We start from the raw sequence: 12,973 nt of genomic DNA, 5'->3' as shown, positions 1-12,973 counted from the left end.
GAATTGCGTAAAAACAAAAGGATAGAGCGGTTCTGCGCTTCCATTAGATGCGCGGCTCCCTTTGCGGCCAGGACGATTGCAGCCTCATGCTTATCAACCTCCGATCAATCCGTCATCGTTGGATTAATTGTCGTACTTAAAAGTACCTTAATGGCGAACGCGACGCGCATGGCCGATATTTCTTCTCGGAAAGGCATGTGAAGCCTCGGCGGCCCGGCTCTACCGGCCATCCCATGAGCGAAGGTCGTGCGTCGATGTCGGGCGAAGATGTCACCCGAAAGTCGCCCACAGAAATTTGAAATCGGCAATTGACGCACCAGCGGGAAACTGACTATCAATATTAAATCAATTTGATTGACTCCAAAAATACATAATGAGGGGAGCGTTGGAATGAGATTGAGCAAAAGCCTATTCCGCAATATTTCCGTGCGTGCCGGCTGGGCAACGGCGACCGCCCTGACGGCGCTCGTCGCGTTCGGGACGGGCAGTGCCGCCGCTGAATCGGTGCTGACGATGCATATCGAAGAGCAGACCAGCTGGGTGCAGAACTTCAATCCGTTCGATCTTGCCGGACGCCGGCAGAGCACGATGGATTTCATCTACGAGCCGCTGGTCATCTTCAATGCCGAGGATGGCGGCAAGCCGGTGTTCCGCCTGGCGACCGACTATAAATTCTCCGAGGATATGAAATCGGTCACCTATACGCTGCGATCCGGCGTGAAGTGGTCGGACGGACAACCGCTGACCTCGGCCGACGTGAAATACACGATCGATCTCATGCTGAAGAATGCCGCCCTCGACACGGTCGGCGTCGGCGAGACCGTTGCCTCCGTCGAGACGCCGTCGGCAACCCAAGTGAAAATCGATCTCAAGGCCGTCAACTCCGATTTCCCGGAAACGCTTGCCGATCTCGCCGTGGTTCCCGAGCATATCTGGAAGGACGTTTCCGATCCTGTGGCCTTCAAGAACGAGAAGCCTGTGGGGTCCGGCCCGATGACGGAGCTGCGCCGCTTCACGCCGCAGGTTTACGAGCAGTGCCGCAATCCGAACTACTGGGATGCCGCCTCGCTGCATATCGATTGCCTGAGGCTGCCGCAGATTTCGGGCAACGACCAGATGCTCGCCATTCTGCCGGAAGGCAATATGGACTGGATCGGCTCCTTCATTCCCCAGATCGACAAGACCTTCGTCGCGCTCGATGCCGGCCACAACGGCTATTGGCAGCCGCCGGCCGAAACCGTCGCCTTCCAGATGAATTTCAAGAGCGGCAATGACGGCAACCTCGAGGCCTATAAGGACTTGAACTTCCGCCACGCCTTCAGCCTCGCCATGGACCGCGCGTCGATGGTCGATATCGCCGGCTTCGGCTATCCCGTCGTCAACGAACATGCTACCGGCCTGCCGCCTCGCTTCGAGACCTGGCGCAACAAGGCGGCGGAAGGCGACAAGGACGCCTTCATGGGCTTCGATACCGACAAGGCTAACAAGATCCTCGACGATGCCGGCTACAAGAAGGGTGCAGACGGCTTCCGCACCACGCCGAGCGGCAAGCCGATTGCCTTCCCGATCATCGTTCCGAACGGCTGGACGGACTGGATCGATGCGGTGCAGATCGCCGTCGAAGGATTGCGCGCCGCCGGCATCAACGCGTCGGTCGCCACCCCGGAATATGAACAGTGGCGCAAGCAGATCATCGACGGCAGCTTCGAGGTCGTCATGAACTCCCGCGCCGACGGCGCAACGCCGTTCCGCGGTTATTACCAGAGCCTGTCGACCGTCTATGGCGGGCGGATCACCGGCGCGCCCTCGCGTTATTCGAACCCGAAGCTGGACGCCCTTTTCGATCAATATCTGAAGGCGACGTCGGAGGACGAGCACAAGAAGATCTTCAACGACATCCAGCTGCTGATCGCCGACGATTTCCCCGTCGTGCCCGTTTTCAACGGACCGACCTGGTACCAGTTCTCCAGCAAGCGTTTCACCGGCTGGGTCACCGACAAGGACCCGATCATGAACCCGGAGGATCATGACAACAACCGCATGCGCCTGATGCATCTGCTGCGTCTGAAGCCGGTCAGTTAAGCCTCGCAAGGGAGCGGACATGCGCATTTCGAGCCGGCGTCTCGGCGTCTATGCGGTCGCCCTGGCGTTCGCCATCGTCGTGAATTTCATTCTTCCCCGGCTGATGCCGGGGAGCCCGGTCGACGCCATGGTCGCGCAGCTCGGCCCGCGGGCGACGCCCGCGGCCGTCGAGGCGATCAAGGCGCGCTTCGGCGCGGTCGACCAGCCGATGCTCTGGCAATTCGCCGATTACCTCAAGGGGCTTGTCACCCTCGATCTCGGCGTCTCGGTCAAATATTACCCCCAGACCGTCGTCCAGGTGCTTGGACGGTCGACGCTCTGGACCGTCTTCCTGGTGACGACGGCGATTATCTTTTCACTCTGCGTCGGTGTCGTGCTCGGTGCGGTCTCGGCCTGGCGCCGCGGCGGACGTTTCGACACGATCGTTTCGCCGCTGTCGGTGATCATGATTTCGGTGCCGCCGGTCATCGTGGCGCTGACGACGCTTTTCGTCTTCGCGGTTTCGCTGCGCTGGTTTCCGGTGGGATATGCCTATGATCCGAACCTCGATCCCGCTTTCAACTTCACCTTCGCAGGCAGCGTCTTCGCCCATGCGATCCTGCCGGTGCTGACGCTCTCGCCGTTCCTGATCGGCGAATTCCAGACGACGATGCGCTCGTCTATGATCTCGGTGCTCGGCGAGGATTATGTCACCATGGGCCGCGCCAAGGGGCTGAGCCACCGCACCGTGATGTTCGGCTACGGCGCACGCAATGCCATGCTTCCGGTGCTGACCAACCTGGCGCTGATGCTCGGCGCCGTCTTCGGCGGCTCGATCGTCACCGAGATCGTCTTCAACTATCCCGGCTTGGGATTGACGCTCTATACCGCGAGCATCGCCCGCGATTACCCGGTCATCCAGGGTCAGCTGCTGCTGATGACGCTCGCGACGCTGGGCGCCAACTTCCTCGTCGACATCATCTACGGCTTTGTCGATCCGAGATTGCGGGAGGCTGCGTGATGAGCTTTACGCTATGGCCCATCCTCAAGCAGAAGAAAGCGTTGGCCGGCCTCATCATCATCGCCGTCCTGTGGCTGATGGCGCTGTTTGCGCCGATCGTCGCGCCCGGTGAGCCCGGAGCGCGGGTCGGACGCTCGCATCAGCCGCCGTCGATCGAACATGTCATGGGCACGACGAAGATGGGGCGGGATGTCTATCGCCAGTTCGTCTGGGGCGCCCGCAGCTCTCTTTCCGTCGGTTTTGCCACGGGGATTGCCATTACCGTTCTCGGCACGGCGATCGGGCTCGTCGCCGGTTATGCCGGTGGCAGGACGGATGCATTGCTCGACCTTGCGACCAATGCCGTGCTCGTCATCCCGAACATGCCGCTCTTAATCCTGCTCGCTTCCTTCGCCGGCACGGTGGGACCGATGACGATCATGACGATCATCGCGCTGACCTCCTGGCCGTGGGGCGCCCGGATGACACGCTCGCAGACGATGGCGCTTCGCAATCGGGATTTCATCACGGCGTCGAAGATGATCGGCGAGCCGGCCTGGCGCATCATCTTCGTCGAAATCCTGCCGAACCTGACGACGCTGATCGGCATCAACCTGGTCGGCAGCATCATCTACGCCATCGTTGCCCAGACGACGCTCGAATATCTCGGCTTCGGCGATCCGCTGAAGGTCTCCTGGGGCACGATGCTCTACAATGCCCAGAATTCCTCGGCAATCATGGTCGGCGCATGGTGGGACATCGGGATGCCGGCAGTCGGCATCGCGCTGACCGGGCTAGGCCTTGCTCTTTTGAATTTCACCTTCGACGAGATCGCCAATCCGCAGCTGCGCTCCGGCCCGGCGCTGACGCGCTGGTTCCGCCTCAACCGCGCCCGCAACAGGGAACTGGAGCTTGGCCGATGAGCGACAATCTTCTGGAAATCGAAAAGCTCAATGTCGACTATCTCGTCGACAAGGGAGAATTCCGCGCCGTGAAGGAGGTCTCCTTCAATATCGGCCGCGGCGAGATCTTCGGGCTCGCCGGTGAATCCGGTTGCGGCAAGAGCACGATCGCTTATGCCATCACCCGTCTTTCCAAGGCGCCTGCCTGGATCAGCGGCGGCAGCATAAGGCTCGATGGACAGGATCTTCTGAGGCTGCCGGAACGCGAGTTGCAGAGGATCCGCTGGAAGCGCATCGGCATGGTCTTCCAGAGTGCGATGAATTCGCTCAATCCGCTGATGCGGGTCGAGGCGCAGTTCCATGACGTTCTCTACCGGCACACCCGTTGCTCGCGGGAGGAATCAAGGGCTCGGGCCGAGGAGATGTTCCGCCTCGTCGGCATTCCCACCCATCGCATCGGCGATTACCCGCACCAGTTCTCCGGCGGCATGCGTCAGCGCATCGTCATCGCGATCTGCCTGGCGCTCAGACCCGAGCTCATTATCATGGACGAGCCGACGACGGCGCTCGACGTCGTCGTGCAGCGGGAAATCCTCGAGCAGGTCGTCGACCTGCAGCGGAGCTACGGCTTCTCGGTGCTCTTCATCACCCATGATCTGCATCTGATGGCGCAGCTCTGCCGGCGCATCGGCGTCATGCTGAAGGGCGAGCTCGTCGAAGTGGGCGATATCAGCCAGGTCGCCCATGCGCCGCGCCACGAATATACGCGGAAGCTCTGGAATGCGATTCCACAGCTTCCCAATCATTCGCATCTATCGGGAGTCGTGGCATGAAAGCGGAGGCAAATCCTATTATCGCTGACGCCGTGATCCGGCTCGAGGACATCCAACGCGATTTCGGTCCGGTCCGCGCGCTGAAAGGCGTGTCCTTCTCGCTCTTTCCCGGCAGGGCATTGGCGCTCGTCGGCGAATCCGGCTGCGGTAAGACGACCTGTGCCCGCATCATCGCCCGCCTGGACAGGCCGACGGGCGGCAGGCTGTTTTTCCGCGGGCAGGAACTGACCGCCCGCGGCGGGGCCGGGGATGAGCATCGCTACCGCAGGGAGGTGCAGATGGTCTTCCAGGATCCATTCTCCTCGCTCAACCCGGCCTTCACCGTCAGCCATCATCTTGCGCGGCCGCTGCAATTGCATCGGCAGAGCGGCGCGAGGACAGATCTTGCCGAAGAGATTGCCCGGCTGCTGGCAAGCGTCGGGCTGGAACCCGATTCGACCAGGCAGAAATTTCCGCATGAGCTCTCCGGCGGCCAGCGGCAGCGCGTCAACATCGCGCGCGCCCTAGCCGTTGCACCCAGCGTGCTGGTCGCCGACGAACCGACCTCGATGCTCGATGTCTCTATCCGCAAGGACATTCTCGATCTGCTCGCGACAGTGAAACGGGGAAATGACCTGGCCATGCTCTATATCACCCACGACATCGCAACGGCCGCACATGTGGCCGAGGAGATCGTCGTCATGTTCGCCGGCCAGATGGTCGAATGGGGCGACACCGATACGGTTCTGTCCGATCCGCGCCATCCCTATACAAGATTGCTGCTGTCAGCCGTTCCGGATGGCAGCCGGCCGTTCGTGACGGGCGGAAGCGCGCGTTTCCTCGAACAGGCGGAAAAGGTACGCTCGCTCAGCCGTCCTGAATCGACTGTCATCGAGCAGGTCGGCCCCAACCACTTCATACGCGCGCTCGGCGTTTCCAATGCCGGAATGCTCAAGAGCTGATTTTCAAAAGCCCGATTCTCAAGAGGCCAATTCTCAAAAGGAAACAGTGACCATGTCCACACCGCGACCGAAAGCCCTGCGGCTTGAAACCCTTTGGAATCCGCCAGCCGACGGCAAGGAGTTCTCCTATGTCCTGCGCCTCAAGAACCTCGGCACCGCGCCACTTTCGAATTTCTCCCTCTGCGTCAGCGGCCCGGGCCGCGTCGATCCGGCCGGGCGCGTCGAAGGTGCGACGGTCTCGCAGCGGCTCTCGAATTTCACCGAATTCCAGCCGCCGGCCGATTTCGTTCTCGGCGCCGGCGAGACCTGGACGATCTCGGTCTATGCGCTGAGCTGGCAGTTCCGCCACTGGACGGACGGAGCGACGAGCGCCTATCTCGCGCTTTCCGACGGCAGCACCATCGTGCTCAGCATCGAACCGACGCGGTCTTCGGTCAGCAATGCGCCGCTGAAGCGTGGCGCCGAAATCTATCCGGTTCCCGTCAATGCGCCCGTTCAGGTGTCGATCATTCCCTGGCCGAACCATGTCGCGGTCACTTCCCGCCGCCCATTGCCGGCCGGTTTTGCGCCGCGGGCGCAGAGTGCCGAAGGGGAAGCGGCTGCGCAAAGCTTCGCGGCGCTGGTGAATCATCTCTTTGCCGTCGAAGGCATTGTGCGCACGGAAGCGGAAGGCGCAGTAGCCGTCGCCCTGAAGGATGTCGCCGGCTTCGGCCCCGAAGCCTATCGGCTGAGCTTTGACGAGGAGACGCTGACGGTCGAGGCAAGCAGCCGGACCGGCTTTCTCTATGGCCTCGTCACACTCGGCCAGATCTGGCGCGGCGCAAGGCTGCATCCCGGAGTCTTCCAATTTCCGGCATCCGGCGAGATCGTCGACGAGCCGGCGATGGGCTGGCGCGGCCTGCATCTCGATGTCGCCCGCCAGTTCTACGGCGCGGCCGAGGTCAAAAAGCTGATCGCAGTGCTGGCCTGGAACAAGCTCAACCGCTTCCACTGGCACCTTTCCGACGACGAGGCCTGGCGCGTCGAGATCGACGCCTATCCCGCCCTGACCGAAATCGGCGCCTGGCGCGGCCACGGTCTTGCCGTTCCGCCGCTGCTGGGGTCAAGCCCGGCCCGCACCGGCGGTTATTACACCAAGGCCGTCATCCGCGAGATCGTCGCCGAGGCCAGGAGCTTCGGCGTCGAAATCGTGCCGGAGATCGATATGCCCGGCCATTGCTATGCCATGCAGCAGGCCATACCGGAGCTGCGCGATCCGGCCGAGGTCGGCAGCTATTATTCGGTTCAGGGTTTTCCCGACAATTGCATCAATCCCGCCCTTGAGAAGACCTACGAGATCGTCGAGACGATCCTTTTGGAACTCATCGAACTCTTCCCGTTCAAGATCATCCATCTCGGGGCCGACGAGGTGCCGCTCGGGGCGTGGTCCGGCTCGCCGGCAGCGCTCGACCGCTTGCGCACGGTCGCCGGCGGCGCGGTTGCCGACGCGCATGCCAAGCGGCTGAACGTCGTCACCAATACGCATGGCGCCGACGATATCCACGGTTCGGGTGCCGCCATCCTGCAGGCGGAGTTCCTGAGCCGCGTCCAGCGCTTCCTGGCGAGCAAGGGCTGCATCACCGGCGGCTGGGAAGAGGCGGCCCATGGCGATGTCATCGACAAGGCGAAGAGCTATCTCTGCAGCTGGCGCAATGTCGAGGTCTCGGCCGAACTTGCCGAACGCGGTTACGACATGGTCGTCTGCCCCGGACAGGTCTATTATCTCGACATGGCGCTCAGGCCCGATTGGGACGAGCCCGGCGCCAGCTGGGCGGGAACCTCCGACGCGGAAAAGCTCTATAATTTCGATCCGGTCGGCGGCTGGACAGCGGCGCAGAAACAGAAACTCCTCGGTATCCAGGCCTGCATCTGGTCAGAACCGATGACGGATCGCGCCGTTTTCGACCGTCTCGTTTTCCCCCGCATTTCCGGACTTGCCGAAACCGGCTGGACGAAGCCGTCGTCGAAGTCCTGGGAGCGCTTCAAAGCGCTCGCAGGGCTGATGCCGCTACTTTACGGGCTGCAGCAGTCGTAAGGTTTTGGTTTGATTGAGGACTATTTGCCATCGCCGGAGGCGGCGATTGTCATGGAGACCTCGGATGGCTCTCAATCCGAGAGCTTGAGAGCCATGCCGGGCCTGCAACCGGTGTCAGTCCTGCTGATCCTGTGGCGGGGCGCATCCGGGTGCGGCGATGCGAATGGGGCGCGTTCCAATCTCCGCGCCGGTCGCGCGGTCGATGGTGACGGGGTCGATCTCCGTTCCGGTCTCCGCGTCGAAGAAGCGGGTGACTGCACCGCCGCTGCGGTGCTTGCGGCCCCAGGCGCCGATTGCAAACAGCACCGGCAGAAAGTCGCGGCCGGCTTCCGTCAGCACATATTCGTCGCGCGGCGGACGCTCGGAATAGCGACGCTTTTCCAGCAATCCTTCCTCGGTCAGCGATGACAGCCGCCCCGTCAGCATTGTCGGGACGATGCCCAGGCTCTTGCGAAACTCATCGAAGCGGGTCAGCCCCGAATGGGCGTCGCGCATGATCAGCATGCTCCACGCATCGCCGACGAGCGCCAGGCTGCGGGCGATCAGGCAGGGCTGTTCCGAAAGATTCTTCATGTCGATATCTTTTTAGTAGTGACTTGCTATCGATTTGATAGTAACAGAATGCGCATCGATGTTCCACGACAAAAACGAAGGCAGACGTCAATGAGCAAGAGAGAACGCGGCATTGCCCTGGTCACCGGGGCTTCCTCCGGCATCGGGCTGGTGACGGCGAAGGCGCTGCGGCGCGACGGTTACCGGGTTTTCGGCACCAGCCGAAAGCCGATGGCCGACACCGCCGACGGCATCACCATGCTGGTCTGCGACGTCATTGACGATCAATCCGTGCAAGGCGTCGTCGACGAGGTTCTGAAACGTACGGGACGGATCGATCTTCTCGTCAACAATGCCGGCATCGGCCTGCTCGGCGGTGCCGAGGAATCGACGACGGCGCAGGCCAAAGCCGTGTTCGACGTCAACGTCTTCGGCACGATGCGCATGACCAATGCAGTGCTGCCGGTGATGCGGCGGCAGCGCAGCGGCCGGATCATCAACCTGAGCTCGATCCTCGGGCTGATCCCGGCGCCCTTCAACGCGCTCTACGCAGCGACCAAACACGCGATCGAAGGTTATTCGGAATCCCTCGATCATGAAGTGCGCACACAGGGCATCCGCGTCGTGCTCGTCGAACCGGGCGTCACCCGCACCTCCTTCGAGGAAAACATCACACGGCCGGACAAGCCGCTTGCCGTCTATGATGCAGTGCGCGCCGACGCGGAGAAGCTGATGCGCGAGATCGTCTCCAAAGGCGATGCGCCCGAAGTGGTCGCCGCAACCGTCGTCAAGGCCGCCAATGCGCCATCGCCCAAGAGACGCTACACGGCCGGGAAGGCGGCAGGCCAGGTGCGTTTCATCCGCCGCTTCCTGCCCGAGTCCTTCGTCGACAAGAGCCTGCGGAAATTCAACAAGCTTCCCGGTTGAGCCGGGCTTGCCGCATGGTCGGCTCATCACAAAACGAAAGTTCGCCCTCATGAGAGCATTCCTGATCGATCGCTACAAGAAAGGCGGCGCCCTCAGGCTCGGCCAGAGCCCTGAACCGCAGCTGCGCGAGCATGACGTCATGGTCGAGATCCATGCTGCCAGCGTGAATCGGCTGGATGCCAAGATCCGGGACGGAGAGTTCAAGCTGATCCTGCCTTACCGGCTCCCCTTGGTGCTCGGCAATGATGTCGCTGGTGTCGTGGTCCGGGTGGGCGCCAATGTCCGGCAATTCAAACCCGGCGACGCGGTCTATGCGCGTCCCGGCCAGGATCGGATCGGCACCTTCGCCGAGTATATCGCTATCGACGCTGCCGATATCGCGTTGAAACCCGCCAATCTCAGCATGGAAGAGGCCGCATCCATTCCGCTTGTGGCGCTGACCGCATGGCAGGCGCTGGTCGAGCGCGCCAAGCTGCAGAAGGGGCAGAGGGTGTTGATCCATGCGGGCTCCGGCGGCGTCGGCACCGTCGCGATCCAGCTTGCCAAACATCTCGGCGCCCATGTGGCGACGACCGTGAGCACGGCAAATATCGATCTGGTGAAAAGCCTCGGCGCCGACGTGGTGGTCGATTACAAGAAGGACGACTTCGAAAAAGTGCTGAAGGGCTATGACGTCGTGCTGAACAGCCTCGGCAAGGATACGCTGGAGAAATCGCTCGCCGTCCTGAAGCCGGGCGGCAAGCTGATCTCGATATCAGGTCCGCCCGATCCCGATTTCGCCAGGGAAAACGGCTTCGGCTGGCTGCTGCGGCAGGTCACACGCTTCTTGAGCTTCGGCATCAGGCGGAAAGCGAAACGCCGGGGGATCGGTTATTCCTTCCTCTTCATGACGGCAAACGGCGCGCAACTCGGCAAGATCACCTCGCTGATCGAGGCGGGCGCCATCCGCCCCGTCATCGACCGGGCCTTCCCGTTCGAGAAGACCAACGAGGCGCTGGAGTACGTGGAAACCGGCCGCGTCAAGGGCAAGGTCGTCATCGCGATGAAGTGAGGTCTGAAGGGCCAACGAGCCCTCGGTTTAGCCGAGCGGCTTTTGCAGGACGTCGAAGCGCGGATTGGTTTCGGAAAAGATCGGCAGGGCGGCAGCGCCGAGGATCGCCGTATCCTTGCCGGTCATGCCGATCATGACGCGGGGCACGCTGCGCTTCCGGTTGGGATCGATCGGGACGTGCAGCGGCTCCAGCCGTTCGGCGAGCCGGCGCATCAGCGATGTCGATATGCTGCCGCCAAGCACGATGGTCTGTGGATCGAAGGCCAGTTCGAGGAAATCGAGGGTCTGCCGCAGCGGCTGGACGGCCTGGTCGAGCCAGGCGTCCAGGCCTTCGCCGCCCTTGGCGATCAGCGCGCCGAGATCGTCTGATGACAGCTCCTCGGCATTGGCAATGCCCATGAATTCATAGGCGACAGCAGGCGAGACATAGCGGTCCAGGCAGCCGCGCTTGCCGCAGCTGCAGAGCTTGCCGTGCGGCTCGACGATGATATGGCCGATTTCGCCGGCATTGTTGCGGCTGCCCTTGTAGAGGTGGCCGTCGAGGAACATTCCGGCGCCGATGCCGCCGCCGCCGGCCAGGAAGAGATAGACGAAGCTGCCCAGGCCGCGGGCGACGCCATGAAGGCGCTCGCCGATCGCGGCTGCCGTCGCATCGTTTTCGACCAGCACCGGCACCTTGACCCGCTGTTCCAGCTCATGACCGACGGGAAAATCCTGCCAGCCGGGCAGGTTCTGCGGGCTGAGCGAGGTGATGCCGCCATCGGCATAGCGGCCGGGCAGGGCCATGCCGACGCCGAGCAGCCGGTTTCGGTCGAAGGCGAAGGCCTGCTGAAGATCTTCGACGATTGCCTGGAGCGCCGGCATCGCTCTTTGCGGATCGGGATGCTCGACATGGCGCTCGATGCGCGCGCAGACGGCGCCGGAGAGATCCGTCAGAACCCCGCTGGCGCGCTGGCGGCCAAGTTCGAGCCCGATCGAATAGGCGCCGGCGGGATTGATCGAATAGGGGATGATCGGCTGGCCGCGGGCCAGCTTCTGCGCCTCGGCCGGCACCAGAAGATGCGACCTCTCCAGTTCCTCGACGATGTTAGACACGGTCTGGGCGGTTAGCGCCGTCATCCGGGCGATCGCCGCGCGCGACAACGGACCGTTCGTCCGCACGGCCTCGATCACCACGCGCCGGTTGTGAGACTTGGCCTGCTCGAGATTCGTGCCGGAGATCGCCTTCATGTCGCCTTCAAAGGAAATGGTGCCTCACCCTTGTCACAAGACGGATAACGATGAAAGCCACATTCTTCGCCGGCTTTTATTGAACCCCGGCGTCAACAGGCGCAACGGCATTTCGTCTCTGCAGCAGGCCGAGGATCGCAATCCCCGACAGGCCGGTGACGGCGCTCATGATGGCGGTCCCGGAATAGCCTGTCACATAAGTGCCGGCGGCAAAGACCAGCGCGCCGATCCCGGCGCTGGCAAAGATATTGACGGAGATCAGGGCGCTGCCGAGCCCCGGCCGATCGGCAATGAGATCCTGCAGATAGGTGATCGGAATGCTGATGATCGCCGCCGCGCCGATGCCGGCGAGCAGGGTGAGCGCATAGAGGTGCCACGGCTGCGAGGCAAAGCCGAGAAGGCTGAGGAACACCGCATAGATGATGGTGCCGGCGGCAAGCGCCGTCATCTGGCCGGCCTCCCGCGCGATCCGCGACCAGACGATGATGAAGACGATCTCCAGCAATGCGACGATGCCGACAAGAATGCCGACGTCGCTGAGCGCCCCATGGGCGGCGCCGGTGGCGATCAACGGCAGAAGCGCGTCGTTTAGATGCAGCGTGCTGGTAATCAGCGCCACGCCGGCGACATGCGCCGAAATCCGTGGCGAAATAACCTGCCGCAGCGCGCCGAAATAGGTGAGATGCTGAACCGCTGTTATCTCCGTTGCCACCCGCTTCGGCAGGGCGAAGAGGATGATGCCCTGGCATAAGAGGCATGCGATGGCGGCAAAGAGATAGGCCGGCAGCATGCTCGATGCGCCTGATAGCAGCAGGCCGGTTATGCCAGGGATCAGCACCCAGGAGAGCGAGATCATGGCGCGCACGCCGGAGTTGGCCGTCACCATGTCGCTGCGGTTCATGCCGTGCATCGCCGCGCGTGCATTGGCAAACAGCAGCGAGTTCAGCGCCCCGAAGATCGGCAGCGGCAGCAAGCCGCTGATGATGAAGATCGCCGCTGTGGGAAAGGCGTAGACCATGCCGTAGCCGACGATGCCGAAGAGGCAGGCGCCGATCATCGCCGAACGGTATTCGCCCAGCCGATCGGCGAGATTGCCGAGCAGGATGCTGATGACCACGTTCACCGCCGCCGAGGCGAAGGCCAGACAGGAATAGAGACCATCGCTCAACCCCAGCTCACGGATGCCGATGATCGAGCGGTAGGGTGCGGTCATCGCCCCGGCCATGCCGAAGGTGAAAATGGCGATCATGCTGGCGCGGATCGCCGGATTGCGGAAGACGGCGGGGAAGAGGCGGCTCATGGGATCATCAATCGTCAGGGAGATCGGCAGGCGCGGCCTCGGCGGGCCTACCTGAAGGTCATATCATGCTATCGTTTCGGCTCGGAGATCGGAGGCCCAAAT

General features: G+C 62.4%; 11 protein-coding genes. 8 read left to right on the top strand and 3 right to left on the bottom strand.

What is annotated here, in order from left to right; genetic code table 11:
- Nucleotides 1–390: 390 nt before the first annotated feature.
- Genes QMO82_RS32180 through QMO82_RS32155 form a run of 6 tightly spaced genes read left to right on the top strand, consistent with a single transcriptional unit; the run spans nucleotide 391 to nucleotide 7,811 of the window.
- Nucleotides 391–2,082: an ABC transporter substrate-binding protein gene (locus QMO82_RS32180; RefSeq protein WP_183610402.1), complete on the top strand. Its 1,692-nt coding sequence runs from the start codon at nucleotides 391–393 to the stop codon at nucleotides 2,080–2,082.
- 19 nt (nucleotides 2,083–2,101) lie between these two features.
- Complete coding sequence (locus QMO82_RS32175) at nucleotides 2,102–3,082, top strand: ABC transporter permease (protein ID WP_183610403.1); 981 nt, start codon at nucleotides 2,102–2,104, stop codon at nucleotides 3,080–3,082.
- A complete protein-coding gene (locus QMO82_RS32170; protein ID WP_183610404.1) occupies nucleotides 3,082–3,984 on the top strand; it encodes an ABC transporter permease in 903 nt (300 codons plus the stop codon). Before QMO82_RS32175 ends, QMO82_RS32170 begins: the two co-directional genes overlap by 1 nt.
- On the top strand, nucleotides 3,981–4,796 hold the full coding sequence (locus tag QMO82_RS32165) for an ABC transporter ATP-binding protein (RefSeq protein ID WP_183610405.1): 816 nt from the start codon (nucleotides 3,981–3,983) through the stop codon (nucleotides 4,794–4,796). The genes QMO82_RS32170 and QMO82_RS32165 overlap by 4 nt, the downstream gene beginning before the upstream one ends.
- The gene (locus QMO82_RS32160; protein ID WP_183610406.1) at nucleotides 4,793–5,737 is read left to right on the top strand and encodes an ABC transporter ATP-binding protein; all 945 of its coding nucleotides are present in this window, start codon (nucleotides 4,793–4,795) and stop codon (nucleotides 5,735–5,737) included. The genes QMO82_RS32165 and QMO82_RS32160 overlap by 4 nt, the downstream gene beginning before the upstream one ends.
- A 52-nt stretch (nucleotides 5,738–5,789) precedes the next feature.
- Nucleotides 5,790–7,811: a beta-N-acetylhexosaminidase gene (locus tag QMO82_RS32155; RefSeq protein WP_183610407.1), complete on the top strand. Its 2,022-nt coding sequence runs from the start codon at nucleotides 5,790–5,792 to the stop codon at nucleotides 7,809–7,811.
- Nucleotides 7,812–7,925: 114 nt separating this feature from the next.
- Here the strand turns inward: QMO82_RS32155 and QMO82_RS32150 are convergent, their stop codons facing one another.
- The gene (locus tag QMO82_RS32150) at nucleotides 7,926–8,384 is read right to left on the bottom strand and encodes a helix-turn-helix domain-containing protein (protein WP_183610408.1); all 459 of its coding nucleotides are present in this window, start codon (nucleotides 8,382–8,384) and stop codon (nucleotides 7,926–7,928) included.
- A gap of 90 nt (nucleotides 8,385–8,474) precedes the next feature.
- On the opposite strand from QMO82_RS32150, the gene QMO82_RS32145 reads away from it, so the two are divergent.
- Together QMO82_RS32145 and QMO82_RS32140 are read left to right on the top strand one after the other, a co-directional pair.
- Nucleotides 8,475–9,290, top strand: a complete 816-nt coding sequence (locus QMO82_RS32145) for an oxidoreductase (RefSeq protein WP_183610409.1) — start codon at nucleotides 8,475–8,477, stop codon at nucleotides 9,288–9,290.
- A 49-nt stretch (nucleotides 9,291–9,339) separates the two neighbouring features.
- Nucleotides 9,340–10,341 (top strand): NADP-dependent oxidoreductase, encoded by a 1,002-nt coding sequence (locus QMO82_RS32140; protein WP_183610410.1) that lies wholly within the window; start codon nucleotides 9,340–9,342, stop codon nucleotides 10,339–10,341.
- A gap of 27 nt (nucleotides 10,342–10,368) precedes the next feature.
- On the opposite strand, the gene QMO82_RS32135 is transcribed toward QMO82_RS32140, so the two are convergent.
- Both QMO82_RS32135 and QMO82_RS32130 read right to left on the bottom strand, forming a co-directional pair.
- Nucleotides 10,369–11,571: an ROK family transcriptional regulator gene (locus tag QMO82_RS32135; protein ID WP_183610411.1), complete on the bottom strand. Its 1,203-nt coding sequence runs from the start codon at nucleotides 11,569–11,571 to the stop codon at nucleotides 10,369–10,371.
- A gap of 76 nt (nucleotides 11,572–11,647) precedes the next feature.
- Nucleotides 11,648–12,871: an MFS transporter gene (locus QMO82_RS32130; RefSeq protein WP_183610412.1), complete on the bottom strand. Its 1,224-nt coding sequence runs from the start codon at nucleotides 12,869–12,871 to the stop codon at nucleotides 11,648–11,650.
- Nucleotides 12,872–12,973: the final 102 nt, after the last annotated feature.

The organism is Rhizobium sp. BT04, from assembly GCF_030053135.1.
Classification (GTDB): Bacteria; Pseudomonadota; Alphaproteobacteria; order Rhizobiales; family Rhizobiaceae; genus Rhizobium; species Rhizobium binxianense.
This window is presented reverse-complemented; position numbering and strand designations above follow the sequence as displayed.